Origin of the sequence: Nocardioides sp. Arc9.136, from assembly GCF_030506255.1 — a bacterium.
Classification (GTDB): domain Bacteria; phylum Actinomycetota; class Actinomycetes; order Propionibacteriales; family Nocardioidaceae; genus Nocardioides.
Genome location: NZ_CP113431.1, coordinates 3,296,723 through 3,322,527, shown reverse-complemented (window position 1 = coordinate 3,322,527; position 25,805 = coordinate 3,296,723). Strand labels below are relative to the sequence as shown.

Here is a 25,805-nt window from a genome sequence, read left to right as displayed (position 1 = left end):
GCCTCGACCCGCTGGGTAGAGTGGCGGCGCCGCCCGTCCGGCTTCCCATCGCTAGGAGTTGTACCCCCGTGCCCGTGATCATCGACAAGCTCCTCCGCATCGGCGAGGGCAAGATCGTGCGCCAGCTGGAGACCATCGCCAAGGCCGTCAACGCCATCGAGGACGACTTCGTCGCGATGACCGACGAGCAGCTCCAGGCGATGACCGGCGAGCTCAAGCAGCGCCATGAGGACGGCGAGTCCCTCGACGACCTGATGCCGGAGGCGTTCGCGACCGTCCGCGAGGCCGCCAAGCGCGTCAGCGGCCAGCGCCACTACGACGTCCAGCTCATGGGTGGCGCGGCGCTGCACCTGGGCAACATCGCCGAGATGAAGACCGGTGAGGGCAAGACGCTGGTCGCGACCCTGCCGGCGTACCTCAACGCGCTGACCGGCAAGGGCGTCCACGTCGTCACCGTCAACGACTACCTGGCCAAGTACCAGTCCGAGATGATGGGCCGCATCCACCACTTCCTCGGTCTCACGACCGGGGTGATCCTGCCGGAGATGCGCCCGGCGGAGCGGCGCGCGGCGTACGCCTGCGACATCACCTACGGCACCAACAACGAGCTCGGCTTCGACTACCTGCGCGACAACATGGCCTCCTCGCTGGAGGACTGCGTGCAGCGCGGCCACAACTTCGCCGTGGTCGACGAGGTCGACTCGATCCTCATCGACGAGGCGCGGACCCCGCTGATCATCAGCGGTCCCACCCAGGACGAGGTCAAGTGGTACGGCGAGTTCGCCAAGATCGCGCGCCGCCTGGAGAAGGACGTCGACTACGAGGTCGACGAGAAGAAGCGGACGATCTCGGTGCTTGAGCCGGGCATCACCAAGGTCGAGGACTACCTCGGCATCGAGAACCTCTACGACTCGGTGAACACCCCGCTCATCTCCTTCATGAACAACTGCATCAAGGCCAAGGAGCTGTTCCGGCGCGACAAGGAGTACGTCGTGCAGGGCGGCGAGGTGCTCATCGTCGACGAGCACACCGGCCGCATGCTCGCCGGCCGCCGCTACAACGACGGCCTGCACCAGGCGATCGAGGCCAAGGAGGGCGTCGAGGTCCGCGAGGAGTACCAGACGCTCGCGACCGTCACGCTGCAGAACTACTTCCGCCTCTACGACAAGCTCTCCGGCATGACCGGCACGGCGATGACCGAGGCCAGCGAGTTCGACAAGATCTACAAGCTCGGCGTGGTCCCGATCCCGACCAACAAGCCGATGGCCCGCATCGACCAGCCCGACCTCGTCTACCGGACCGAGGAGGCGAAGTACGACGCGGTCGTGGAGGACATCGCCACCCGCAACGAGAAGGGCCAGCCGATCCTGGTCGGCACCGTCTCGGTCGAGAAGTCCGAGCACCTCTCCGAGAAGCTCAAGCGCCGCGGCATCCCGCACACCGTGCTGAACGCGAAGGTCCACGCCGACGAGGCCAAGATCGTCGCGATGGCCGGTCACAAGGGCGCGGTCACCGTCGCGACCAACATGGCCGGTCGAGGCACCGACATCATGCTCGGTGGCTCGGTGGAGTTCCTCGCCGACCAGGAGCTCCGCAAGCGCGGCCTCGAGCCGGGCGGCGAGACGGGCGAGGCGTACGACGAGGCGTGGCCCGAGACGATCGAGCGCATCAAGCGCCAGGTCGGGACCGAGCACGACGAGGTCAAGGACCTCGGCGGCCTCTACGTCATCGGCACCGAGCGCCACGAGTCGCGCCGCATCGACAACCAGCTGCGTGGTCGCTCCGGCCGCCAGGGCGACCCGGGCGAGTCCAGGTTCTACCTGTCGCTGCAGGACGAGCTGATGCGGCTGTTCAAGTCCGAGTGGGTCGACCGGGTGCTCCAGGTCCTCAAGATCCCCGACGACGTCCCGATCGAGAACAAGCGGGTCACGAACGCGATCGCCAACGCCCAGGGCCAGGTCGAGTCGCAGAACTTCGAGTCCCGCAAGAACGTCCTGAAGTACGACGACGTCATGGACCGCCAGCGCAAGGTCATCTACGGCGAGCGCCGCGCGGTCCTCGAGGGCGCCGACCTGCAGCAGCAGATCCGGACCTTCATCGACGACGTCGTCGAGGGGTACGTCGCCGGCTCGCTGGTCGACTTCGCCGAGGAGTGGGACCTCGAGCAGCTCTGGACCGACCTCGGCCAATTGTGGCCGGTCTCGCTGGACCACGAGAAGCTCGTCGATGAGGCCGGCGGCAAGTCCGCGCTGGACCGCGACGACCTGGTCAAGCTGCTCCGCGAGGACGCGCACGCGGCGTACGACCATCGCGAGGCGGAGGTCGGCGCGGAGGTGATGCGCGAGCTCGAGCGCCGCGTGCTGCTCTCGGTGCTCGACCGCAAGTGGCGCGAGCACCTCTACGAGATGGACTACCTGCGCGAGGGCATCTACCTGCGGGCCTACTCGCAGCGCGACCCGCTGGTGGAGTACCAGCGCGAGGGCTTCGACATGTTCGCCGCGATGATGGACGGGATCAAGGAGGAGGCCGTCGGCTTCCTGTTCAACCTCGACGTCCAGGTCGAGGAGGAGCCGGCGCCCACGCTGTCGGTCGCCGAGGGCCTGCAGTCCCCGGTCGGCCAGGTCGACGGCGCCGCCGCGGCCCCGGTCGAGCACGCGCCGCAGATCCGGGCCAAGGGCCTGGACGCGCCGCAGCGCCCGCAGCAGCTGGCCTACTCCGCCCCCACCGTCGACGGCGAGGCCGAGGTGGCCACGCGGGTCGAGCAGGAGGACGAGGACGAGTTCGCCGGCACCGGCCGCAACACCAAGTGCCCCTGCGGCTCGGGCAAGAAGTACAAGCAGTGCCACGGCGCACCGGGCGGCCCCACCGGGCACGCCGCGCGCGTCAACGGCTGAGGCGCCTCAGCACCCACGAACGCCGGCCGGTCCCCCCAGGACCGGCCGGCGTTCGCCGTCCGTGCGCTTCCGTCGGTCGGGCATCGCGCGTCGACGAGCGTCGGCGAGGCCCCGTGACCGTGTAGTGGCCCGAGGCCCTGCGCACCTCACCGGGTCTCGACCCGGCCGTCGCGACCTCGTTCCTCGCTCGCGGGCCCCGCTCGACCCGCCTTCGCGACGGACCGGCCTCGTTCCTCGGCCGGTCCTGCTCAGGCGACTCAGGCGAAGTCGAGAGCGGTGCAGACCCAGCGGGCCGGGGTGCCCTTGCCGGCGCGCTCCTCGAACCGGACGGCGAGGGCGCGGGAGCGCTCGCCGTACCGCACGTGCACGCTGGTCTCGACCACGACGGCGGACACGAAACAGCTGTGCACGCTGAGCACCTTGGGGCCGACCGGCTGTGCGCGGCCGGCGCCCGGGCGGTGACCGCCGGCGCGGGCGACCAGGCAGGCGCGGCGGTCGAGGTCGGCGTACACCTCCGGTGAGGTCCACCGCAGCAGCTGGCTGACCGGGCGGTCGCCACCGACGATCTCGACGGCGGCCTGGGCGAACCGGCGCGACCACTGCTCGAGACCCCTGCGGCGGCGGAGGTCGACCGGGACCACCCCGGCGCTCGTGGCGCCGTCGGGGCCCTGGGCCGGCGGCGGGTCGAGCCGCGGGCTCAGGTCGAGGGCCAGGGTGCCCTGGACGCTCGTCGGCTCGGGCGGGCGCGGGAAGCGCAGGACGTTGCGGCGCTGGGCGTCGAGGGGCGGTGTGGTCATGAGCGGTCTCCTCGGTCAGCGGCCGGCGGCAGCAGCAGCCGCTGGCCGGGTCGGATGAGGTCAGGGTCGTCGCCGATGACGGCCCGGTTGAGGTCGTGGACGTGGTGCCAGCGCCGGGTGACGGCGGCGGGGGCGGCAGTGGGGGAGACGTCCGCCGCGGCGATGGCCCACAGCGTGTCCCCGGGACGTACGACGTGGGTCCGCGCCGCGGGCTGCGGGTGCGCGAGGGCGCCGGAGATCCAGGCGGCCGTCGAGGTGGCCCGGTCCGGCATCGGCAGCCCGTGCAGGGGGTGCGGCTGGTCCGCCGAGGCCAGTGCCGGTGCGCACGGCACCACGAGGGCGACGCCGCAGGCACCCAGGACCGCGGCGCGGACGACCCGGGGGACGCCCCGGCCGCCCGACCCGGGGCCGCCACCCCGGAGGGCCTCGACCACGACCGCGGTCGTCACGAGCCACAGCCAGGAGGCGGCCACGAGCGCCACCACCGCGCAGGCGCCGACCAGCAGGTCGTCGAACGCGCTCCCCGAGGAGCGCGCGACGCTCCCGGCGGCGGGGACCGCCAGCGCGGCGAGCCCGGCGAGGGCGGCTGTCGCGGCGACCTCCACCAGGAGGCAGCGCGGCACGGAGCCGCGTGGGGTGTGGTCCATCCCGAGATCCATTCGTGCGCCGATCCTTGCGTTTGCGTCCGTTTGCGTCCGCATGGACCACACAACGCCGATCTCGCGCAGGCGTCAACCGCCCGTCCACAGGTCGCGTGGGCGGCATCACGGCGATCGGGGCGCACGCCGGGGCATGCGGACGCCCGGGGGATCGTTGTGCCGGGTGGACGAGAAGACCTACTGCCTCTGGAGAGACATGCTCATCCCGCCCCCCGTTCGGATCAGCCTCGGATCGCCGCGTGAGTGGCTGCGGTCGCTGGACGCCTACACGCTGTGGGCGTTCAACCCCCAGCACGTGCACGCGCGGCGCACCGCCGACAGCTGACGGAGCTCCTACGACGACCGCCCCGACCGCACTGCGGTCGGGGCGGTCGTGCGTCTGCCGCGTGCGTCTGCCGCGTGCGCCTGTGGCGTGCGTCGGGCGGCTCAGCCGGTGGGCTTGACGACCGTCGTGTCGCTGGCCGTGGCGCGGGTGGAGGTCGCCGTGGACCGGACGACCGCGCTGACGTCGTGCCGGCCCGCGGGCAGGTCGCGGACGAGCCCGGAGGCGCGGCCGTCCTTCAGCCTGAACGTCTGGGTCCTCCCGGCGACCCGTACGACGACCTCGGTGGCCGGGTGCCCGGCGGCGAGCCCGGCGGCCGTGGCCACCACCGTGATGAGCGCGCGTCCCTTGCGGCCGGCGGCCCGGACGGTGAGCGAGGTGGCGGCACGACCCCGCCCCGGCCACGAGACCGTCTGCGACGCGGTGGCGGCGCCCTCGGCCGCGACGTCGACGCGGCAGGTGATCCGGGAGCCGATGTCGGCCCGGCGGATGTTGTAGTCCGACCCGCGGGCGCCGCCGATGGGCTTGCCGTCGCGCAGCCAGGTGTAGGTGGGGGTGGCCCCCGCGGGGGTCCACGTCCCTGGCCGGACCTCGACCTTGGTCCCGAAGACGACCTTGCCGGACCTGGTGAACGGCGCCGTGATCGTGACGGCGGAGCCCTGCCCGCGGAAGTTGTCGATGCGCTTCTTCGTCTTCTGCCGGATCGCGGGCAGCGCGGCGTAGAGGTTCGAGCCGGGGCAGGAGGTGTCGTTGGTGTCGCGGTGGCCGTCGATGACCGGCAGCGTCACCGACCGCCCCGCGCCGTACTTGTCGCTGCCCTCGCTGCGCACGGTGGTCCTGCCCAGCGGGTCGCGCCCGTACTGGTCGAGCTTCCAGGCCGCGACCCGGGCGATGGCGTCGATGACCGCCTGGGGCGGCTTGACCTGGTCGAAGTTGCCGATGACCGAGATGCCGGCCGAGGTGGCGTTGAAGCCGAGGGTGTGGGCGCCGCGGACGTTCTTCGAGGCCCCGCCGGCGCGACCCGTCCAGACCCGGCCGAAGCGGTCGACGAGGAAGTTGTAGCCGAGGTCGGACCAGCCCAGGCTCTGGGTGTGGTACGCGTACATCCCGCGGATGAGCGCCGGCACCTCGCCCTCGCCGTAGGTGTTGCTGTTGACCGTGTGGTGCACGTGCACCTGCTGGATCGTCGAGATGTACGACGGCGGCTTGTCGCGCAGGTCCTCGTTCGCACCCCAGGCCTGGCGGTTGCGGATGTTGGGTCGGGGGACGCCGGCGGCGGCCCGGGCCGAGGTGCGGCCGAGCGGCAGGACCTCGGAGTCGTCGGCGTCGTCGAGCGCGGCCTCGTCGCCGGGGAGCGGGGTCGGGTGGAGCAGCACGAGCGCGAGGTCGGCCGGGCGCTCGCCGACGACCCGCACGCGGATGCCGTCGGTCGGGCCCACCCAGACCAGGTCGCTGCCGACCGTGGAGCCGACCTCGCCGGTCCCGGGGTCCGGGGACTCGTGCGACTGCGGGGCGCGCGACCAGGGCTCCCAGGCGGACCCGCGTCGCACGCTCAGCTCGAGGGTCGGCTCGGTCGCCCCCCGGGTCCAGGTGAAGCCGACCATCGAGTACGTCGTGGTCGCCAGCTTGCCGGTGCCGCGGCGGGCCGTGGGCGCGCCGGGGGTCGGGGAGGTGCCCGGTGCTCCCTCGACCAGCACCTCGTCGTCCAGCGGCAGCGTGAGGGACTCCACGCCCATGTCGCCGGCGCTCAGCTCCAACCGGCCGCCGCGCGGCCCGTCGTCACCGCCTCCTCCGATCAGCCCGGTGCGGGCTGCCGTGCCGATGCCGGCGACGGCTGCGGTTCCCCCGGCGAGGGCCAGGAGGAGCGGGCGGCGTCGGGTCGTCGTCACCCGGACATCATCCGTCACTCCTGCCCCCGAAATCACGTTCCGGCGATCGTGGGCCTGTCGCTCGGGCCCGGCCGAAGGACTTCGTGAAAACATTCACAAAGTCTTCGCTCCCCGGCGCTCCCGGCCTACCGTCGAGGTGTGGTGCCCATCGACGTGCTCCAGTCCCTGCCCGACGCGCTGACGACCCTCGCGGCCGAGCCTTCCGACCCCGCCGGGCTCCTGCCCGCCCGCCAGCAGATGGCGCTCTCGCTGGGTTGGCACATCATCCTGGCCTGCTTCGGCGTCGCCTTCCCGGCGATCATCTTCACGATGCACCTGATCGGCCTGCGCCGGGGCGACCAGGACGCGCTGACCCTCGCGCAGCGCTGGGCGAAGGTGTCGGCGGTGCTCTTCGCCATCGGCGCGGTCTCCGGCACCGTGCTGAGCTTCGAGATGGGCCTGCTCTGGCCCGGCCTGATGGGGACCTACGGCGACGTGCTCGGCCTCCCGTTCGCCTTCGAGGGCCTGGCGTTCTTCCTCGAGGCGATCTTCCTCGGCATCTACCTCTACGGCTGGGGCCGGATGCCGGCCAAGCAGCACCTGCTGATGATCCTGCCGATGGCGGTGACCGGCGTGGTCGGCACCTACTGCGTGATCGCGGTCAACGCCTGGATGAACGTCCCCACCGGCTTCCGCGTCGTCGACGGCGAGGTCACCGACATCGAGCCGTGGGCGGTGCTGTTCAACCCCGCGGGCTTCTGGCAGTTCCTGCACATGTGGGTGGCGGCGTACATGGTCGCCGGCTTCGCCATCGCCGCGGTCTACGCCGTGGGCATGCTCCGCGGCCGTCGCGACCGGCGCCACCGCCTGGGCTTCACCGTGGCGTTCGCCTTCGCGAGCGTCTCGGCGGTCGTCCAGCCGGTCGTGGGCCACCTGCTCGGCGGTCGGCTGGCGGAGTGGCAGCCGGCGAAGCTCGCGGCCTTCGAGCTGGCGACCGAGACCGAGAGCCCCTCTCCGCTGCGGCTCGGCGGGTTCCTCGTCGACGGCGAGGTGAAGTGGGCCATCGACATTCCCTACCTCGGGTCGATCATCGCCCGGAACTCCCTCACCGAGCCCGTCGTCGGGCTCGACGCCTTCCCGGCCGACACCCACCCGCCGGTCAACCTCACCCACTGGGCCTTCCAGGTCATGGTCGGCATCGGGACCCTGCTGGCGCTGGCGGCCGTCGCCTACTGGGTGGCGCGCTGGCGCGGGCGCGACCTCCTCGACAACCGGTGGTTCCTCCGGTTCGCCGCGACCGGCGGCGTGCTGGCGGTGATCGCCATGGAGGCCGGCTGGATCGCCACCGAGGTGGGCCGCCAGCCGTGGATCGTGCAGGGCTTCATGCGCACGCCCGAGGCCGCGGGGGACAACTCGGGGCTGTGGTGGCTGCTCGGCGCGACGACGGTGGTGTACGTCGCGATGACCACCGGCGCGGTCGTCGTGCTGCGCTCGATGGCGCGGCGCTGGCGGGCCGGCGAGGACGACCTGCCGAGCCCCTACGCCCCCGACCCGCCCGGCTCCGAGGACTCGGGCACGCCAACCGCGGGGGCGGTGCACTGATGCTCGAGGTGACCGTCGCCGCGGCGCTGTTCGTCGGCGTGCTGGCGTACGCCGTGTTCGCCGGAGCCGACTTCGGGTCGGGCTTCTACGACCTGACGGCCGGCGGCAGCCGTCGCGGGGCGGAGCTGCGGACGCTGGTCGACCACAGCATCGGCCCGGTGTGGGAGGCCAACCACGTGTGGCTGATCTACGTGCTGGTGACGTGGTGGACGGCGTTCCCGGAGTCCTTCGCCGCCGCCATGAACACCCTGATCGTGCCGATGCTGCTCGCGCTGCTCGGCATCGTCCTGCGCGGCGCCAGCTTCGCCTTCCGCAAGTACGCCGCGTCCCTGGCGCAGGCGCGGCTGTTCGGCGCGGTCTTCGCGACCTCCTCGCTGGTGACGCCGTTCTTCCTGGGGGCCGTGGCCGGGGGGATCGCCTCGGGGCGGGTGCCGGCCGAGGGACGTGGCGACCTGTGGAGCTCCTGGCTCAACCCCACCTCTGCCTTTGGCGGGGTGATCGCGATCGGCACCTGCGCCTTCCTGGCCGGGTGCTTCCTGTGCTCCGACGCCGCCCGCGGCGGGCACGAGCGGCTCGCCGAGCAGCTGCGGCGTCGCACGATCGGGGTCGGCGTGGTCACCGGGGCGGTGGTGCTCGCGGCGCTCGTGCCGCTCGAGCGGGACGCGCCGACGCTGGCCGACGGCCTGGAGACCCAGGCGGCGCCGCTGGTGGTGGCCTCGGCGCTCGCCGGGATCGCGACGCTGGTGCTGCTGGCGCGCCGCAGGTTCGGCCTGGCGCGCGTGACGGCCGTCGTCGCGGTCGCCGCGGTGGTCTCCGGCTGGGGCGTCGGTCAGTACCCGTGGATCCTGGTCGACCAGCTCACCGTCGCCGAGGCGGCCGGCGCGGACGCGACGCTGCAGGCGCTGCTGGTGGCGGTGGGCCTGGCGGCGGTGATCGTGCTGCCGGCGCTGGCCTACCTCTTCCGCCTCACGCAGACGGAGGCGTGGTCACGCCCCGAGCACTAGCCCGGGGGTGACCACGCCTCCGGCGTGGTGCGTGCTGCTCGTGCAGCGCTGGGTCAGCGGTGCGCGGCGCGGCCGTGCGTCTTGTTGCGACCGGTCAGCGTCGAGGCCAGGACCACGAGCACCGCGGCGATCGCGATGGAGACGATCCAGCGGGTCCAGTCGATGCCGTTGGAGCCGTTGCCGCCGAAGGCCTGGTAGACGCCCAGGCCGATCAGGACGCCGCCGATGCCGCAGAGCACCGTGAGCCACAGCGGGATGTTGTCCTTGTCGCCGGGGGCGACGAGCTTGCCGAGCAGGCCGATGATCAGACCGGCGATGATGATGCCCACGATCTCCATGGGTGTCTCCTTCGATGCAGGGAATGCCGTGCGGGGGAAAGGCGCGGTGAGCGCCGTGTCGACCCGGTACCCGGCATCGGTGCAGGTCAGCCCTCTGCGGGTGGCGGCGTGACCGTGCTCACCGCTCCGCCCGCGCGCGGGGACCCGGCTCCGGGGCCGCCTCGCCGGTGTGTGTGCGTGCCCGTGCGGCCCGCGCCCAGGGGACGGTTCCGCCCGCCGGGTGCGCAGGGCGGCTAACGTGCGCCGGCATGGGCTGGGAGCGCGAGCTGTTCGCCGTCCTCGACGACCTGGAGCAGCAGGCGGAGGCGGCGTACGACCTCGAGCGCGCCGCCGAGCTGGCCGACCGCAGCCGGGCGGAGTACCAGCAGGTCACGCTCGCCTCGCGGCTCGTCGCCTCCCTCGACACCGACCTCGCCCTCGACGTGCGCGGGGCGGGCCTGCTCGCCGGGACGCTCGAGCGCGTGGGCACCGGCTGGTGCCACCTGCGGGCGCCCGCCCAGGACTGGGTGGTCCACCTGCCGGCCGTGACCGCGGTCCACGGGGCCTCGTCGCGGTCGGTCCCGGAGGTGGCGTGGCCGGTCACGTCCCGGCTCGGGATCACCTCGGCGCTGCGCCGCCTCGCCGACGCGGGGGAGCGGTGCGTGGTGCGCGTGGTCGACGGGTCCGGCCACGACGGCACCCTGGCCCGGGTCGGGGCGGACTTCGTCGAGGTGCGCACCGGCGCGTCCGGGCGCGCGGTCCTGGTGGCGACGGCCGCGGTCGCCGCTGTCCAGAGCCGCGAGGACTGACCCGGGAGGGGTCAGGTGGCGTCGACGTCGTACGGCGGGACCTCGCCGTCGACCAGCGGGCGCAGGCCGCGGCGCTTGGGACGGGCGGCCTCCTCCTCGGCGTCGGCCATCGCCTCCATCACGTGCTTGCGCACGATCGCGCGGGGGTCGAGGTCGCGCAGCTCGAGGTCGGCGTACTCCGGGCCGAGCTCGCTGCGCAGCTCGTCACGCGCGGAGTTGGCGAACTGCTTGGCCTTGCGGAGGAACTGACCGGCCTGCTTGGCCAGGTCGGGCAGCCGGTCGGGGCCGAACACGAGCACGGCGACGAACGCGATGACCGCGAACTCCGGCAGCCCGACCCCGAACACAGGTCAGAACCTAGCGGCAGGCGTGAGCCCCAGCTGCATGCCGGCCAGGCCGCGGCCGCGGCCGGAGAGCGTCGAGGCCACCTGGAGCAGCTGACGCGCGGCCGGGGCGGTCGGGTCCACCTCGACGATCGGCTTGCCGACGTCACCGCCCTCGCGCAGCGAGATGTCGAGCGGGATCCGGCCCAGCACGGGCACGTCGTACCCGAAGCGGGACGACAGCGTCTCGGCCACCCGGTCGCCGCCGCCGGCGCCGAACACCTCGAGGCGGTGCTCCTTGCCCTCGGGGGTGCAGTGCGGGCAGGGGAGGTAGCTCATGTTCTCGACGACGCCCACGACGCGCTGGTGCATCATCGAGGCCATCGTGCCGGCGCGCTCGGCGACCTCGGCGGCGGCCTCCTGCGGGGTCGTCACGACGACCACCTCAGCGCCGGGCAGGTGCTGGCCCAGCGAGATGGCCACGTCGCCGGTGCCCGGCGGCAGGTCGAGCAGGAGGACGTCGAGGTCGCCCCAGTAGACGTCGGCGAGCATCTGGACCAGGGCGCGGTCGAGCATCGGGCCACGCCAGGCGACGACCTGGTCGCGGCGTGGCTTGAGCATCCCGATGGAGATGACCGAGACGCCGCTGGCGGTGGGGACCGGCATGATCAGGTCCTCGACCTGGGTCGGTCGCGAGTCCGCGACGCCCAGCATCGCCGGCACCGAGTGGCCGTAGATGTCGGCGTCGACGATGCCGACCTTCATGCCCTGGCCGGCCATGGCCAGCGCCAGGTTCACGGTCACCGAGGACTTGCCGACCCCGCCCTTGCCGCTGGCGATCGCGAAGACCTTCGTGAGGTTGCCGGGCTGGGCGAAGGGGATCTCGCGCTGCGCCTTGCCGTCGCTGAGGACGTCCTTGAGGCCGGCGCGCTGCTCGGGCGTCATGACGCCCAGGGAGAGGTCCACGCCGGTGATCCCGGGGACCTGGCCGACCGCGGCGGTGACGTCGCGGTTGATGGTGTCCTTCAGCGGGCAGCCGGCGACCGTGAGGAGGACGTGGACCCGGGCGAGGCCCGCGCCGTCGACCTCGACGGAGTCGACCATGCCCAGCTCGGTGATCGGCCGCTTGATCTCGGGGTCGTTGACCGTCGCGAGAGCTGCGTTGACCTTGTCGACAAGCCCGGTGCTCATGATGTCCGAGTCTAGGTCGCGGGTGTGCCGGACCCGTCATCCGGAGCAGGGGTGGGACGAGCCTCACGCGCCTGGCGCCGGTCGGCGTGCTCGTCGGCACGGTCCAGCGCCCCCGCCTCGGCCCGCTCGTCGAGCTCCTGGAGCAGCGCCCGCAGCTCCGAGCGCAGGAAGTCGCGGGTGGCCATCTCGCCGACCGACATCCGCAGCGAGGCGACCTCGCGGGCGAGGAACTCCATGTCGGCGTGCGCGCGGGCGTTGGCCTGGCGGTCCTGCTCGGCGATCACCTTGTCGCGCTGCTCCTGCCGGTTCTGGGCCAGCAGGATCAGCGGTGCGGCGTACGACGCCTGGAGGCTGAGCATCAGCGTCAGGAAGATGAAGGCGTAGGGGTCGTAGCGCCAGTCCTCGGGCGCCAGGCTGTTCCACAGCACCCACGCGATCACGAACCCCGTCATGTAGATGAGGAACCGGGCGGTGCCCATGAACCGGGCGAACTGCTCGGCGAAGACCCCGAACGTGTCCGCGTCGTACGACGGGCGCCGGGTGAAGAAGGAGCGGCGCCGGACCTCGCGGGGCGTGTCCAGCCGGCTGGTGGCGCGCTGCTCAGGCACGGCGCACCGCCCGGTCCCGCCAGCCCTCCGGCAGCATGTGGTCGAGCAGGTCGTCGACCGTGACGGCGCCGAGCAGGTGGCCGTTCTCGTCGACGACCGGCGCCGCGACGAGGTTGTACGTCGCCAGGTGCGCCGCGACCTGGTCGATGGTGGCCTCGGGCTTGAGGTTCTCCATCGAGTCGTCGAGGGCGCCGGCGACCAGCGTCGAGGGCGGCTCGCGCAGCAGCCGCTGGATGTGGGCGACGCCGAGGAACCGGCCGGTCGGGGTCTCCAGCGGCTGGCGGCAGACGTAGACCAGCGCGGCCAGGGCCGGGGTCAGCTCGGGGTTGCGCACGTGCGCCAGCGCGTCCGCGATGGTCGCGTCCGGGCCGAGGATCACCGGCTCGGGCGTCATCATCGCGCCGGCGGTGTTCTCGACGTACGACATCAGGCGGCGCACGTCCTCGGCCTCGGCCGGCTCCATCAGGTCCAGCAGCACCTCGGCGGTCTCGGGGGAGAGGTCGGCGATCAGGTCGGCCGCGTCGTCGGCCGACATCTCCTCCAGGACGTCGGCCGCGCGCTCGGAGTCGAGGTCGCTGAGGATCTCGACCTGGTCCTCCTCGGGCAGCTCCTCGAGGACGTCGGCCAGGCGCTCGTCGTCCAGCGCGGCCACCACGGCGGTGCGCCGCTCCTTGGGCAGGTCGTGGATCATGCTCGCCGCGTCGGCCGGGCGCATCTCGTTGAGCGCGTGCACCAGGTGGGTGGCACCCTGCGTCTCCTCGCGGCGGGTCAGCCCGAGGACGTCGCGCCACTCGACCACGTGGGTCTGGCCGCGGCGGCGCAGCCCCTTGGACGGCTCCTGCACCGCGACGCGGCTCAGCACCCAGTCGCGGTTGCGCGCCTGCTCCATCGCGACGTCGTAGACGGTGCCGCGCACGCCGCTGGAGGGGATGGTGACCTCGCGGTCGAGCATCTCGCCGATCACGAGCGTCTCGGTGGAGCGCTGCTCGAAGCGCCGCATGTTCAGCAGGCCGGTCGTGTAGACCTGCCCGGCGTCGATGTGGGTGACCCGCGTCATCGGCACGAAGATCCGCCGCCGCCCGAACACCTCGGCCACCATGCCGAGGACCCGCGGCTGGTTGACCTCCGAGCGGACGGCCGCCACCAGGTCGCGCACCTTGGCCACCTGGTCGCCCTGCGGGTCGAAGATCGGCAGCCCGACGAGTCGGGCTGCGTAGACGCGCGCGGGGGTGGTGCTCACGAGGCGAGGTTAGTGGCTCGCCGAGGGCGCGGGCGCCCGGCTGCGCGCGGTGGGAGGATGCGCTCCGTGCGCGTCGTCCTCCACGTCGGGTTGCCCAAGACCGGTACGACGTACCTCCAGTCGCTGCTCGCGACCCAGCGCGACGCCCTGCGCGCCGGCGGCGTGCTCCACCCGTTCCTACGGCCCGGCGCGATGTTCCAGGCGGCGGTCGAGCTGCGCGGCTCCGCCGCCAAGTTCGGCCTCGCCGAGCAGCAGGTGGCCGGAACCTGGGCCGCCCTCTGCGACCGCGCCCGCGCCCACGACGGGCCGGTCCTCCTCGGCCACGAGGTGCTCGCCGGCGCCACCCCCGAGCAGGTCGCGGCCGCGCTCGCGCCGCTGGCCGGGGTGGAGGTCGACGTCGTGGTCACGGCCCGCGACCTGGGCCGCCAGGCCACCGCGCACTGGCAGGAGGAGGTCAAGCTCGGCGACACCCGCTCCTTCGCCGAGGTCGAGGCCGGCGAGCTGCGGGCCGACACCGGCCGCGACGCCGGGCCGGACGCCGGCGGGCGGCGCCCGCACTTCTGGCACGCCCAGGACTGGGGCTGGGCGCTCGAGCGCTGGTCCACCGCCGTCCCCGCCTCCCGCGTGCACCTCGTCGTCTGCCCCGAGCCGGGCGCCGCGCCTGCCGAGCTGTGGCGGCGGTTCGCCGCGGCCGCGCGGATCGACCCCGGCCTCGTGGACGCGGACGCCGTGCCCGTGGCCAACCCCTCGCTCGGCCGCTCGGAGGTCGCGCTGCTGCGCGCGGTCAACCGCGAGCTGGCCGGCCGGCTCGACCGCGACACCTACCTGCGCGTGGTCAAGCGGGAGTACGCCGAGGGCGTGCTCGCCGCGGACGGCCGCGGCGCCGCGGACCGGCCGCGGACGCCGTACCGGCTCGCCGGCCTGCTCGAGGAGGCGACCGGCCGCTGGACCGCCGACCTCGCGCGGAGCGCGCACCCGGTGCACGGCGATCCCGCCGGGCTGCGGCCGGTCGTCGGCGGGCCCGACGACCCCGACCCGGACGCCCCCGTGCCGGCGGGCGTGGACCCCGCGGCCGTCGCCGCCGGGCTCCTGGCGCAGGCCGGCGCCGCTCCCCGCCGGCGGGGCCTGCTGCGGCGTAGGGTGCGGGGATGACCCGACGGAGGACCGCAGCCCTGCTCGCGCCGCTGGTGCTGACCGGCGCCCTCCTCGCCGGCTGCGGCGGGGACGAGGGCGCGACGGCCACCGATCCCTCGGCCCCGACCGGCTCGGGTGCCTCCGCGAGCGGCTCGAGCACCCCCAGCGCGCCGGCCGCCGACGGTCCGGACTGCGCGGAGGTCTGGGTCGCGGGCGAGCAGCTCCCCGGCGGCTACCAGGAGTGCTGGTCCGACGGGCAGCGCGTGAAGGCCGACGGTCGCTACTGCGAGTTCGGCAAGCCGCTCATCACCTACGACGACCGCTTCTGGGCCGTCCCGGGCGGCCGCATCGGCGAGGCGGAGGGCGGCCTGCTCCAGGACGCCGCGTACAAGGACGCCCTGCGCAAGTGCGGTGGCTGACCGAGCCGCGGGGTAGCCTGCCGGAACGGGAGCGGGACGGTCATCGTCGCCACCCGTCGTCCGTCTCCTCGATCCCCGGAGTGTGAACCCGCGTGCGTCGTCTCTCCGCCGCGACCGTGCTGACGACCAGCCTGCTGCTGGTCGCCGGCCTGCTCGGTGCCCTGCCCACCTCCGCCAGCGCCGCGCCCGACCGGGCGCGCGCCGCGACGGCCGCCGCGCCCGCGGCGAAGCCCAAGCCGGCGCCGCTGCGCTACACCCCCGACCAGGGGGTCCGGGTCAACAACCCCCTCGGTGACGCCGCGGCCCGCCGCCGGATCATCGGCCACCTGCTCCGCACCATCCAGAGCGTCCCGGGCCAGGAGAAGATCCGGGTCGCGAGCTGGAACGTCCGCAGCGACGACATCGCCAACGCCCTCATCGCGGCACACCGCCGCGGCGTGTCGGTCCGGGTCGTCATGGACCGGCTCAACGCCAACAAGAGCAACGTCAACGAGGGCGTCAACCGGATGCAGGCCGCGTTCAAGAAGAACGAGGCCAACCGCTCGGCGGCCATGAGGAGCGACGTGCGCAAGTGCGTGAGCTCGTGCCGCAACCGCGGCGGCATCGCGCACACCAAGTTCTTCCTGTTCAGCAAGGCCGGCAAGGCCAAGAACGTCGTGATCTACGGCTCGAACAACGCCACCGACCTCGCGGCGTACGGCCAGTGGAACGACGTCTACACGATCACCGGCAAGGCCGGCATCTACGGCGAGTTCGAGCACGTCTTCGACCAGATGCGCCGGGACAAGCCGGTCAAGCAGGCCTACGAGTCCCACGAGCACGGCAAGTACACCTCGTACTTCTACCCCTACCGGGGCAAGGGCGCCGAGGCCGACCCGCTGCTGCGCGACCTCGACGACATCGTCTGCGCCGGCGCCACCGGCGGGACCGGGACCAACGGCCGGACGAAGATCCGCATCGCCCAGACCTCCATGCACGGCGACCGCGGCAAGGCCATCGCCGAGCGGCTGCGGACGATGTGGCAGCGCGGCTGCGACATCAAGATCGTCTACGCCGTCTTCGGCAACAACGTGCTGCAGATCCTCCGCAACACCAGCCGCGGCCCGGTCCCGATCAAGCAGATCGCCCAGGACTTCAACCTCGACGGGGTCTACGACCGCTACCTGCACATGAAGACGATGGCGGTCAGCGGGCACTACCGCGGCAACACCGCCGCCCAGGTCACCTGGAACGGCTCGGCCAACTGGACCAGCGTCGCGCTGGCCAGCGACGAGATCGTCATGCGGATCTTCGACGGCGGCGTGCGCAAGCAGTACGCCGACTGGGTCGACTATCTCTACGCGCACCCGCCGAAGTACTCCAACAACCCGGTGGTGCAGGACCAGATGGAGACCCGCTCGCTCCTCGCCCGCCGCTCCCTCGTGGCGCGCGGCGGCAACCCCTACGCGGGCATCCAGGTCAACTGACCCTCGCGGTCCCCAGGCGGCGGCGCGGCTCCCGTGGCGGAGCGGCGTCGCCGCCTACCGTGTCCCCGTGCGACGTCGGGGCAGCCAGGCCCTCCTGCTGGTCGCCGCCGCGCTCGTCTCGGTGGCGGTGGTCGCGGCGCTCCTGCACACCGGCTCCGAGCCCGGCCCCGGTGAGGACCGCGGCCGCGTCGTCCTGGGCGCCGCGACCGCCGCGACCGTCGACGAGTGCGCCGACCTGCTGCTGCTCGGCGTGGACGGCGCCGGCGAGGCGCCCAGCGGTGGCGCGACGTACGGCCGCACGGTCGGCGCCTTCGCGGCGAGGCTGACCCGGCTCGCCCGGCGGGCCGACCGCAGCGTGGAGCAGGTGCGCGTGCCGATGGCGTCGCGGCCGACCGCCGACCTCCTGGGGAAGCGCCCGGACCGGCGCAAGGCGCTGCGCAGCGTCACGGTCGCGCGGGCACGGACCTGGATGCGCCCGGTCGACACGGCGACGCAGCGGATGCTCGCCCTGCTCGACCAGCACGCGTTCGACTGCCCCGACCAGCAGGTCGTGCTGGCCGGCCACGCGCAGGGCGCCGCCGTCGCCCACCGGGCCGTCACGACGCTCGCCTCCCGCCCCGACGGCCTCCTCGACGTCGTCGGCGCCGCGCTGGTCGCCGACCCCGACCGGCGGCCCCGTACCGCGGCCACCCGCCTGGGTGCCCCCGCGGCCGCGGGCCGGAGCAGCGGTGTCGCGGCACGCCGGCTCGGCCGGGTGCGCGACGTGCCGGCCCGCTCCGCGACGTACGCCGCCTGGAGCGTGTGCACCGCCGGCGACCTGGTCTGCGACCCGCGGAACATCGCCACCACCAAGGCCCTGCAGAAGAACCGCTCCTACGCGTACGGCGCCGGCGCAGCCGTCCTGCGCCGGGTCGCGGCCGGTCTCGTGGCGAGCGCCCGGCTGCGTCCCGTGCCGCGCCCCGAGGTGCAGGTGGCGACGGCGCCGGTGCGCCAGCCGTTCAGCCTGCGGCTCGCCGCGTCCACCTCGGCCACCCGCGGGGTGGTCTGGCAGGAGCCGCGCAACCTCCCGCCGGGGCTGACGCTCGACGCCTCCGGCCTGCTCGCGGGCACACCGACCGAGCCGGGCACCTGGAACATCTCCTACGTCGTGCGCGGCACCAGCCCCGCGACCGCCGGCGCGACCGGCGTGGTCGTGCTGACGGTCCCCGCGGGGCCCGCGTCGGTCAGTGCCGGCGGCCAGGTCTCCTGCCAGGTCCGCGACGGCGGCAGCGCCTGGTGCTGGGGCCGCAACAGCTTCGGCCAGCTCGGCGACGGCACGACCGCGAACCGCGCCCGGCCCGTCGCCGTGGCCGGCGGCGGTGACTGGTCGACGATCAGCACCAGCGGTGCCACGACCTGCGGGGTGCGCACCGACGGCACCCTGTGGTGCTGGGGGCTGGACAACTTCGGGCAGCTCGGCGTCGGGCGCGGCGAGGCACGCCGCACGCCGGTGCAGGTCGGCGCCAACGCGACCTGGACCTCGGTGAGCACCAGCTGGTTCCACACCTGCGGCACGCGCGGCAACGGCAGCCTGTGGTGCTGGGGGCAGAACCTCCGCGGCCAGCTCGGGGACGGCACCTTCTCCCACCGGGGCCGCCCGACCCGGGTCGGCAAGGACACCGGCTGGGCGGACGTGAGCGCGGGCGGCTTCTTCACCTGCGCGACCCGGACCAGCGGCACGGCCTGGTGCTGGGGCCAGAACACCTTCGGCCAGCTGGGCAACACCGACGGCGACCCGCAGCCCTCCCCGGTGCAGGTCGGCACCGGCACCACCTGGGCGTCGATCGACGCCGGCTGGGCCCACACCTGCGGCACGACCGTCGGCGGGGAGGCGTCGTGCTGGGGGCTCAACGACCGCGGCCAGCTCGGCGACGGCGGGCGCACGCTGCGGCGTGCACCGAAGGCCGTCTCCGGCGGGCGGATCTGGACTAGCATCACGACCGGCGACGCCACCACGTGCGGCGTCGACAACACCGGCAGTGCCTGGTGCTGGGGGAGCGGTCGCTACGGGCAGGTCGGCGACGGGTCCCGCAAGGACCGGACGGTGCCGACGCTGGTCGCCGGCGAGCGCCCCTGGCTCTCCCTGGACGCCGGCTGGTTCCACGCCTGCGGAGGCCTCGACACCGGGGCGACCGCCTGCTGGGGCAACAACGAGGTGGGCCAGGTGGGCGACGGCTCCACCACCGACCAACCGCTGCCGGAGGGACTCCCGTGAGCAGGCCACCCGAGGAGCAGGGCAGCGAGCGGCGGGCAGCGCTCGCCACCGTCGGTGCCGTCGTCGCGATCGTCCTGGTCGTCGTCGGCGCCAACCTGCTCACCCGCGGTGCCGGCGGGGGCGCCGACCCGGCTCCCGGGGCGCCGGCCGCCGCGGAGCCGAGCACGCCCACCGCCGCGGAGCTGGAGACGATGAGCCCGCAGGAGGTCGCCGACGCCGCGCTCCTCGACCGCGGCGAGGTCGCCCCGCAGGCGCTGCCCAGCGGTGCCGGCCGCCTGCGCAACCGGGTGCAGGACCTGGTCACCGCGCAGCCGTACTCCTTCACGCTGACCACCTTCAACATCCTGGGCAGCCAGCACACGGCTCCCGGCGGCGCCGCCGCGGAGTACGCCCCAGGACGGGTCCGCACCGAGTGGGCGGCCGCCCTCGTGGCGTCGTACGGCTCGAGCATCGTGGGCCTGCAGGAGCTCCAGTCCGACCAGCTCAGCGCGCTGGGCCGCGCCACCGACGGCCGGTTCGCGTTCTGGCCCGGCACCGCGCTGGGCGGGACGGGCGTACCGCAGTCGCTGATGTGGGACTCCTCGGTGTGGACCCCGACCTACCAGGACTCCATCACCGTGCCGTTCATGGGCGGCACCCGTCCGCAGCCGATCGTCCGGCTCCAGCACGTCGCGAGCGGTCGGGAGGTCTACGTGCTGAACATCCACAACTCGCCCAAGGACGCGCAGGGCCGCGAGGACGAGCGGGACAAGGCCGAGCAGATCGAGGTCGCGGCGGTCAATACCCTGAGGAAGGACGGCATCCCAGTCTTCATCCTGGGTGACTTCAACGAGCACGAGGACGCGTTCTGCCGGTTCACCGGCCAGGCCGGCATGCAGGCGGCGAACGGCGGCTCCCACAGCGGCGCCTGCCGCCCGCCGCGCCCGATGCGGGTGGACTGGATCTTCGGCACGCCCGACGTGCAGTTCTCCGGGTTCCGGATGGACACCGGTCCCGCGGTACGACGGATCACCGACCACGCGGTCATCACGACCCAGGTCACGGTGCCGTAGCCTCACCCCTCGTGGTGGACGACGGCACGGACGCGCGCCCGCGCGTCGACGACGCCGGGGTGCACCTGCCCGACGGGTTCGCCGGGTCCGGGGACGTGCTCTTCGACGGCCACCACGCCTGGTCGTTCACCGCCGAGGCGGGCTCCTCCCTCGTGCCGTGGCCCAAGCGGATGACACGCTGGCTCGACGGCGTCTCCCACGTGCGGGTCGTCTCCGGGGACACCGAGGTGTACGCCGGGGACGTGTCGTTCGGCAGCGGCGAGGGCCGGGTGCGCTTCGTCGACAAGGACGGCATCCCGGTCATGATCGACAAGTGGGGGCTGCTGCAGCGCCCCTTCTCGGGGCGCGACACCCGCGTCATCGAGCAGATGGTCGACATGACCGAGCGGATCCTCGACGTCATGGAGGCCGAGTGCGGCGTCCGCGGCTGGATCGCGTTCGGCACGCTGCTCGGCGCCGCCCGCGAGGGTGCGGTCATCGGGCACGACTCGGACGTCGACCTCGCCTACCTCTCGGAGAAGACCACGCCCGCGGAGATGGCGGTCGAGCTGTGGGACATCGCCCGCGCGCTGCGCCGCCACGACCTGCGGGTGCTGCACAAGTCCGCGGCGTTCATCACCGTGCTCTTCACCTCGCCCGACGGCGGCATGTCGAGCATCGACGTCTACACCTGCTTCTACGTCGGCGACCTGCTCCACGAGACCGCCACCGTGCGCCAGCGGGTGCCGCGCGAGGCGATCCTCCCGCTCACCGAGCTGTCCTTCGAGGGCCGGATGCTGCCGGCGCCGGCCGACCCCGACGCCATGCTCGCCGTGTCGTACGGCGAGGGCTGGCGCGTCCCGGACCCCTCCTTCCGCCACGAGCCGGGGCCGGAGGTCACCGAGCGCTTCGACGGGTGGTTCTCCTCCCTCATGCGGCAGCGCCGGGACTGGGAGCGCTACCTCTCCGACCTGGTCCAGGACGACCTGCACGGGCCCTCGGCCACCGCCGACTGGGTCGCCGACCACCTCGTGGACCGCCTGGCGCAGGAGCCGGACCTGCGCGTCGTCGAGCTCGGCGCCGGCACCGGCGAGGACGCCCTGCGCCTGGCCGAGCGCGGCCTGTCCGTGCTGGCCCTCGACTACGCCCGCCAGAGCCTGCGGGCCCCGGCCCGCCGCGCGCGCCGCGAGGAGCTGCCGGCGGAGTTCGACCACCTCAACCTCTACGACCTGCGCGACGTGCTCACCCGCGGCGCGCTGGTCGCCCGGCGACGCTCCCGCCAGGCGCTCTACGCCCGCGACCTGCTCGAGGCCCTCGAGCCCGACGGCCTGGAGAACTTCTGGCGCTTCGCGTCGATGACGATGCGCGACGGCGGCACGGCGTACCTCGAGGGCCAGGCGCTCTCCCGCGCCGACGCCGCCGAGCAGCGCGCCGAGCGCGGCGGCGGCCGGCTGCGTCCGGTCGACCCGCGCGTGCTCGAGGGGCGGGCCGTGCGCACCGGCGGCCGGGTCGTGCACCGCGAGGGGTTCCTCGACGCCGCGGCCGCGGTCGCCGGGGGAGCACCGGCACGCTGGAGGATGATCGTCGAGTGGCCCACCAGGGAGGACCAGTGACCGAGCGCGTCTACCTGCACGTCGGAGCGCCGAAGTCCGGCACGACGTACCTGCAGCGGATCCTGGAGGCCAACCGGGGACCCCTGGCCGACGCCGGGATCCTCGTGGTCGGGGACACCCACCTCGACCGCATCCACGCCGCGATGGTGGTGCGCGAGGACCCGCGGCTCGACTCGCTGCCCGCCCGCGCGTCGACCGCCTGGGACCGCCTGGTCGCCCAGGTCCGCGGCTGGCGGGGACCGGTGGCAATCCTGTCCTACGAGCTGTTCGCCGGGGCCTCGGCCGACCAGGTGGCCCGGGTGCTGCGCGACCTCGACGGCATCGAGGTGCACGTGGTGATCACCGCCCGCGACCTCGGCCGCGCGGTGCCGTCGGCGTGGCAGGAGCGCCTGAAGTTCGCGCTCACGACCCCGCTGGAGAAGTGGCGGCCGCGCCCGGAGTCCGCCGGCGTCCGCGCCGAGTGGGGCTGGCGCACGATGGACCCCGCCGGCGTCGCCGCCCGCTGGGGCGCCGAGCTGCCGCCCGAGCGTGTGCACGTGGTGACCGTCCCGACGACCCCCGGCGACGAGCACGAGCTGTGGCGCCGCTTCGCCGCCGCCTGCGCGATCGACCCGGCCGGGCTGCGGCTCGACGTCGAGCGCGCGAACGAGTCGATGGGGCTGGTCGCCGCCGAGCTGCTGCGCCGCGTCAACGAGCGGGTCCGCGAGCCGATCACCGGCAACCGCGAGCAGGCGGTGTGGCTGCGCGACACCCTCGCGCACGGCATCCTCGCCCAGCTGGGGCGCGAGCCGATCGGCCTGACCGACGCGCAGTACGCCGACGCCACCCAGCGTGCCGACGCGGCCGTCGGGGCGATCGCCGAGGCCGGGTACGACGTGCGCGGCGACCTCGAGGACCTGCGCGCCACCCGCCCCGAGGCGCGGACGCCCGGGGAGGCCAGCGACGGCGAGCTGCTCGAGACCGCGGTCGAGACGATCGTCCGGCTGCTCGTCCTCGTGCGGGAGCGCACCCGGGAGCGCGACGCGGCCCGCACCACGCTCGCCCGGGACCCCGACGAGTCCAAGGTCGTGGCGCTCGGGAAGGGCGTCGTGCGCCGGATCACCGCGCCGCGGGTCGAGAGCCGTGCCGAGGACCTCCGCGCCCGGATCGCGGAGCTCGAGCAGGAGGTCGCGCGCAGCCGCGAGCTCCAGCTGCGCGTCGCCGAGCTGTCCGACGTGGTCACCGAGCTGCTGCTCCCGCCGCGCTCGAGCGACGGCCGGGTGACCGCCAAGGCGCTCAACGCCTACCGGACCCGGTCGCTGTGAGGGAGTCGCTGTGAGGGAGTCGCTGTGAGGGGGCTGCCGCGCCGCTCCGACGTGCTCGGCCGGGTGGCCGCCGGCACGGGCGTCGAGGAGGTGCTGGCGCTGGAGCAGAAGGTCGAGGAGCTCGCCGAGGCCGTCGCCGAGAACGCCGCCCTCGAGGTCCCGCTGGCCGTGATCGTCGCCGAGCTCGAGCAGGCCCTCGTCGGGCCGCTGGAGCACCGCGCCCGTCTGGCGGCGGAGCAGAGCGGGCGGTGACGCCGGTGTGAGCCGGTGTGAGCCGGGGCATACCGCGCCTCCCTACCGGGCGGTAACCTCGCCGACACATCCCCGCCGTACCGTCCCCACCACACGAGGAGCAGTCCATGGGCCGCCTGTGCGAGACCGAGGGTCTCACCGAGGAGCAGACCGAGATCATCAAGGCGGTCCGCACGTTCGTCGACGAGAAGATCCTGCCGGTCGCGACCGAGCTGGAGCACGCCGATGAGTACCCCCAAGAGATCGTCGACGGGCTCAAGGAGCTCGGCATCTTCGGGCTGATGATCCCTGAGGAGTACGACGGGCTGGGTGAGTCGCTGCTGACCTACGCGCTGTGCGTGGAGGAGATCGCGCGCGGCTGGATGAGCGTCTCGGGCGTCATCAACACCCACTTCATCGTGGCCTACATGCTGATGAGGCACGGGACCGAGGAGCAGAAGCAGAAGTACCTGCCGAAGATGGCCACCGGCGAGATCCGGGGGTCGTTCTCGATGTCGGAGCCGGGCCTGGGCTCGGACGTCTCGGCGATCAAGACCAAGGCGGTCAAGAACGACGCCGGCGGCTACACCATCGACGGCCAGAAGATGTGGCTGACCAACGGTGGCACCTCGAACCTGATCGCGGTGCTGGTCAAGACCGACGAGGGCGCGGACTCGGTCTACAAGAACATGACGACCTTCCTGGTGGAGAAGGAGCCCGGCTTCGGCGAGACCGCGCCGGGCCTGACCATCCCCGGCAAGATCGACAAGATGGGCTACAAGGGCGTCGACACCACCGAGGCGGTCTTCGAGGGCCACCAGGTCGGTGCCGAGCAGGTCCTGGGCGGGGAGACCGGCCAGGGCTTCTACCAGATGATGGACGGCGTCGAGGTCGGCCGCGTGAACGTCGCGGCCCGTGCGTGCGGCATCGCGCTGCGCGCCTTCGAGCTGGCCATCGCCTACGCCCAGCAGCGGGAGACGTTCGGCAAGCAGATCGCCGACCACCAGGCGATCCTGTTCCGGCTCGCGGAGATGGCGACCAAGGTCGAGGCCTCGCACGCGATGATGGTGAAGGCCGCGCGGCTCAAGGACTCCGGCAAGCGGATGGACGTCGAGGCCGGCATGGCCAAGATGCTCGCCGCGGAGTACTGCAACGAGGTCGTGCAGGACTCCTTCCGCATCCACGGCGGCTACGGCTACTCCAAGGAGTACGAGATCGAGCGCCTCTACCGCGAGGCCGCGTTCATGCTGATCGGCGAGGGCACCTCCGACATCCAGAAGATGATCATCGGCCGCTCCCTGCTCAAGGACTACAAGCTCAAGGCCTGACCCTGCTCGGACCCGCACCACCTCGGACCACCCGGTCCGCCACGGATAGCCTTCGGGACGTGGCGAGCCGGGTGGTCCTGCACGTGGGGCTGATGAAGTCCGGCACCTCCTACCTCCAGCAGCGGCTCGGCGCCAACCGCGCGCTCCTGCTCGAGCGGGGCGTGCTCTTCCCCGGCGGGACCTGGCGCGACCAGGTGCTGGCGGTCTCCGACGTGCTGGGCCGCAAGCAGGCCGGGCCCGCGGCCCGCGGCCGGTGGGCCGCGCTGGTCGCCGAGGCGGCGGCGTACGACGGCGTCGTGGTGGTCAGCATGGAGTTCCTCGGCCCCGCGCCGCCGGAGCGGGTCGCCGAGGTCGTCGGGTCCTTCGGCGAGGTCCCCGTCGAGGTCGTGCTGACGCTGCGCGACCTCGGCCGCGGGGTGCCGGCCATGTGGCAGGAGAGCCTGCAGAACGGCGGCACGACCGACTGGGCGACGTACGTCGCGGGGCTGGACGGCAAGCGCAAGCCCGCGCGGTCGTTCTGGCGGCAGCAGGGGATGGGCCGGATCGTGCGCAACTGGGCCGAGGCGGTGGGGCCGCAGCGGACCGCCGTAGTGACCGTGCCGCCCCCGGGGGCGGCCGCGGGGCTGCTCTGGGACCGGTTCGGCGTGGCTGCCGGGATCGACGTCGCCGGCGCGGTCGAGGTCGAGCCGGCGAACACCTCCCTCGACGCCGCCTCGGCCCTCGTGCTGCTCGAGCTGAACCGCCGGCTGGAGGCCGCCGAGCTGTCGGCGGACGACTACCACACGCTCGTGAAGTTCGGCCTGGCCAAGCGGGTGATGGCCGGGCGCGGCGGAGGGGCGATCGGGTTCACCCCGCCGCCGTGGCTGGTCGCGCGCTCCGCCGAGGTCGTCGACCGGGTCGCCGCGACCGGCGCCCGGGTGGTCGGTGACCTCGACGAGCTCGCGCCGGTCGCCGTCCCCGGCGTCGACCCCGACGCCGTGCCGGCCGAGGAGCGGCTCGCGGCCGCGGTCGACGTCCTCGCCGGGCTCACCGTCCAGCGTGCGGACCAGCGACGCGCGGGCTCCGCGGCGGCTAGGTTGCGGACATGAAGACACGACTCACCTGCCCCTGCGGCGAGGTCGTCAAGGGCACCGACGAGGACGAGCTGGTCGAGAAGGCGCAGGCCCACCTCGCCGCGCAGCACCCCGGCCGGGAGTACGAGCGGGAGATGATCCTGTTCATGGCGACGTAGGTCGCCTGCTGGTCGACCAGCGAGCGTTGCTGGTTGAGCAGCGAGCGCCAGCGAGCGTCGTCGAAACCCCCGCCTGGCGACCGGTGCCCACCTTCCCGGGGCAGTCCCCCGCTTCCCGGGGCAGATCTGCCCCGGTAAGCGGGGGAGTCACCGGTGGACC

At 73.5% G+C, this 25,805-nt stretch carries 24 protein-coding genes; 16 read left to right on the top strand and 8 right to left on the bottom strand.

The window, feature by feature from the left end:
• The first annotated feature begins 68 nt into the window (after positions 1-68).
• Positions 69-2,894, top strand: coding sequence for a preprotein translocase subunit SecA (gene secA / locus OSR43_RS16100; protein WP_302267669.1), 2,826 nt, complete (start codon positions 69-71; stop codon positions 2,892-2,894).
• A 257-nt stretch (positions 2,895-3,151) separates the two neighbouring features.
• Here the strand turns inward: secA and OSR43_RS16095 are convergent, their stop codons facing one another.
• The gene (locus OSR43_RS16095; protein WP_302267668.1) at positions 3,152-3,691 is read right to left on the bottom strand and encodes an Rv3235 family protein; all 540 of its coding nucleotides are present in this window, start codon (positions 3,689-3,691) and stop codon (positions 3,152-3,154) included.
• Positions 3,688-4,338: a LysM peptidoglycan-binding domain-containing protein gene (locus tag OSR43_RS16090; protein WP_302267666.1), complete on the bottom strand. Its 651-nt coding sequence runs from the start codon at positions 4,336-4,338 to the stop codon at positions 3,688-3,690. The genes OSR43_RS16095 and OSR43_RS16090 overlap by 4 nt, the downstream gene beginning before the upstream one ends.
• A 208-nt stretch (positions 4,339-4,546) precedes the next feature.
• On the opposite strand from OSR43_RS16090, the gene OSR43_RS16085 reads away from it, so the two are divergent.
• Positions 4,547-4,675, top strand: a complete 129-nt coding sequence (locus OSR43_RS16085; protein WP_302267665.1) for a hypothetical protein — start codon at positions 4,547-4,549, stop codon at positions 4,673-4,675.
• Between the two features lie 101 nt (positions 4,676-4,776).
• Here the strand turns inward: OSR43_RS16085 and OSR43_RS16080 are convergent, their stop codons facing one another.
• Positions 4,777-6,561 (bottom strand): peptidoglycan recognition protein, encoded by a 1,785-nt coding sequence (locus OSR43_RS16080; RefSeq protein ID WP_302267663.1) that lies wholly within the window; start codon positions 6,559-6,561, stop codon positions 4,777-4,779.
• Between the two features lie 138 nt (positions 6,562-6,699).
• Between OSR43_RS16080 and OSR43_RS16075 the strand changes: the two genes are divergently transcribed.
• Both OSR43_RS16075 and OSR43_RS16070 read left to right on the top strand, forming a co-directional pair.
• On the top strand, positions 6,700-8,142 hold the full coding sequence (locus OSR43_RS16075; RefSeq protein ID WP_302267661.1) for a cytochrome ubiquinol oxidase subunit I: 1,443 nt from the start codon (positions 6,700-6,702) through the stop codon (positions 8,140-8,142).
• Positions 8,142-9,146 (top strand): cytochrome d ubiquinol oxidase subunit II, encoded by a 1,005-nt coding sequence (locus OSR43_RS16070; RefSeq protein ID WP_302267659.1) that lies wholly within the window; start codon positions 8,142-8,144, stop codon positions 9,144-9,146. Before OSR43_RS16075 ends, OSR43_RS16070 begins: the two co-directional genes overlap by 1 nt.
• Before the next feature lie 53 nt (positions 9,147-9,199).
• Here the strand turns inward: OSR43_RS16070 and OSR43_RS16065 are convergent, their stop codons facing one another.
• A complete protein-coding gene (locus OSR43_RS16065; protein ID WP_302267657.1) occupies positions 9,200-9,484 on the bottom strand; it encodes a GlsB/YeaQ/YmgE family stress response membrane protein in 285 nt (94 codons plus the stop codon).
• A gap of 248 nt (positions 9,485-9,732) precedes the next feature.
• On the opposite strand from OSR43_RS16065, the gene OSR43_RS16060 reads away from it, so the two are divergent.
• Positions 9,733-10,272 (top strand): hypothetical protein, encoded by a 540-nt coding sequence (locus OSR43_RS16060; protein WP_302267656.1) that lies wholly within the window; start codon positions 9,733-9,735, stop codon positions 10,270-10,272.
• Between the two features lie 11 nt (positions 10,273-10,283).
• On the opposite strand, the gene OSR43_RS16055 is transcribed toward OSR43_RS16060, so the two are convergent.
• Genes OSR43_RS16055 through OSR43_RS16040 form a run of 4 tightly spaced genes read right to left on the bottom strand, consistent with a single transcriptional unit; the run spans position 10,284 to position 13,634 of the window.
• The gene (locus tag OSR43_RS16055; RefSeq protein ID WP_302267654.1) at positions 10,284-10,619 is read right to left on the bottom strand and encodes a sec-independent translocase; all 336 of its coding nucleotides are present in this window, start codon (positions 10,617-10,619) and stop codon (positions 10,284-10,286) included.
• A gap of 3 nt (positions 10,620-10,622) precedes the next feature.
• Complete coding sequence (locus OSR43_RS16050) at positions 10,623-11,786, bottom strand: Mrp/NBP35 family ATP-binding protein (RefSeq protein WP_302267653.1); 1,164 nt, start codon at positions 11,784-11,786, stop codon at positions 10,623-10,625.
• Between the two features lie 11 nt (positions 11,787-11,797).
• Positions 11,798-12,367, bottom strand: coding sequence for a DUF1003 domain-containing protein (locus OSR43_RS16045; protein WP_302271702.1), 570 nt, complete (start codon positions 12,365-12,367; stop codon positions 11,798-11,800).
• Positions 12,368-12,386: 19 nt separating this feature from the next.
• Positions 12,387-13,634: a CBS domain-containing protein gene (locus tag OSR43_RS16040; RefSeq protein ID WP_302267651.1), complete on the bottom strand. Its 1,248-nt coding sequence runs from the start codon at positions 13,632-13,634 to the stop codon at positions 12,387-12,389.
• 66 nt (positions 13,635-13,700) lie between these two features.
• On the opposite strand from OSR43_RS16040, the gene OSR43_RS16035 reads away from it, so the two are divergent.
• The 11 genes from OSR43_RS16035 (at position 13,701) to OSR43_RS15985 (ending at position 25,645) form a co-directional block, all read left to right on the top strand.
• Positions 13,701-14,786, top strand: coding sequence for a hypothetical protein (locus OSR43_RS16035; RefSeq protein WP_302267650.1), 1,086 nt, complete (start codon positions 13,701-13,703; stop codon positions 14,784-14,786).
• The gene (locus tag OSR43_RS16030) at positions 14,783-15,187 is read left to right on the top strand and encodes a hypothetical protein (protein ID WP_302267649.1); all 405 of its coding nucleotides are present in this window, start codon (positions 14,783-14,785) and stop codon (positions 15,185-15,187) included. Before OSR43_RS16035 ends, OSR43_RS16030 begins: the two co-directional genes overlap by 4 nt.
• 92 nt (positions 15,188-15,279) lie before the next feature.
• The gene (locus tag OSR43_RS16025) at positions 15,280-16,653 is read left to right on the top strand and encodes a phospholipase D-like domain-containing protein (RefSeq protein ID WP_302267648.1); all 1,374 of its coding nucleotides are present in this window, start codon (positions 15,280-15,282) and stop codon (positions 16,651-16,653) included.
• A 67-nt stretch (positions 16,654-16,720) separates the two neighbouring features.
• Positions 16,721-18,907, top strand: a complete 2,187-nt coding sequence (locus OSR43_RS16020; RefSeq protein WP_302267647.1) for a cutinase family protein — start codon at positions 16,721-16,723, stop codon at positions 18,905-18,907.
• Complete coding sequence (locus OSR43_RS16015; RefSeq protein ID WP_302267646.1) at positions 18,904-19,959, top strand: endonuclease/exonuclease/phosphatase family protein; 1,056 nt, start codon at positions 18,904-18,906, stop codon at positions 19,957-19,959. Before OSR43_RS16020 ends, OSR43_RS16015 begins: the two co-directional genes overlap by 4 nt.
• Before the next feature lie 11 nt (positions 19,960-19,970).
• Entirely contained in the window at positions 19,971-21,551 is a 1,581-nt protein-coding gene (locus tag OSR43_RS16010; RefSeq protein ID WP_302267644.1) for a class I SAM-dependent methyltransferase, read from the top strand.
• Entirely contained in the window at positions 21,548-22,855 is a 1,308-nt protein-coding gene (locus OSR43_RS16005; RefSeq protein ID WP_302267643.1) for a DUF6752 domain-containing protein, read from the top strand. The genes OSR43_RS16010 and OSR43_RS16005 overlap by 4 nt, the downstream gene beginning before the upstream one ends.
• A 24-nt stretch (positions 22,856-22,879) precedes the next feature.
• The gene (locus tag OSR43_RS16000) at positions 22,880-23,107 is read left to right on the top strand and encodes a hypothetical protein (RefSeq protein ID WP_302267642.1); all 228 of its coding nucleotides are present in this window, start codon (positions 22,880-22,882) and stop codon (positions 23,105-23,107) included.
• 107 nt (positions 23,108-23,214) lie between these two features.
• Positions 23,215-24,414, top strand: coding sequence for an acyl-CoA dehydrogenase family protein (locus OSR43_RS15995; protein ID WP_302267641.1), 1,200 nt, complete (start codon positions 23,215-23,217; stop codon positions 24,412-24,414).
• Positions 24,415-24,473: 59 nt separating this feature from the next.
• Entirely contained in the window at positions 24,474-25,502 is a 1,029-nt protein-coding gene (locus OSR43_RS15990; protein WP_302267640.1) for a hypothetical protein, read from the top strand.
• On the top strand, positions 25,499-25,645 hold the full coding sequence (locus OSR43_RS15985) for a DUF1059 domain-containing protein (RefSeq protein WP_302267639.1): 147 nt from the start codon (positions 25,499-25,501) through the stop codon (positions 25,643-25,645). Before OSR43_RS15990 ends, OSR43_RS15985 begins: the two co-directional genes overlap by 4 nt.
• The last annotated feature ends 160 nt before the right edge of the window (positions 25,646-25,805 follow it).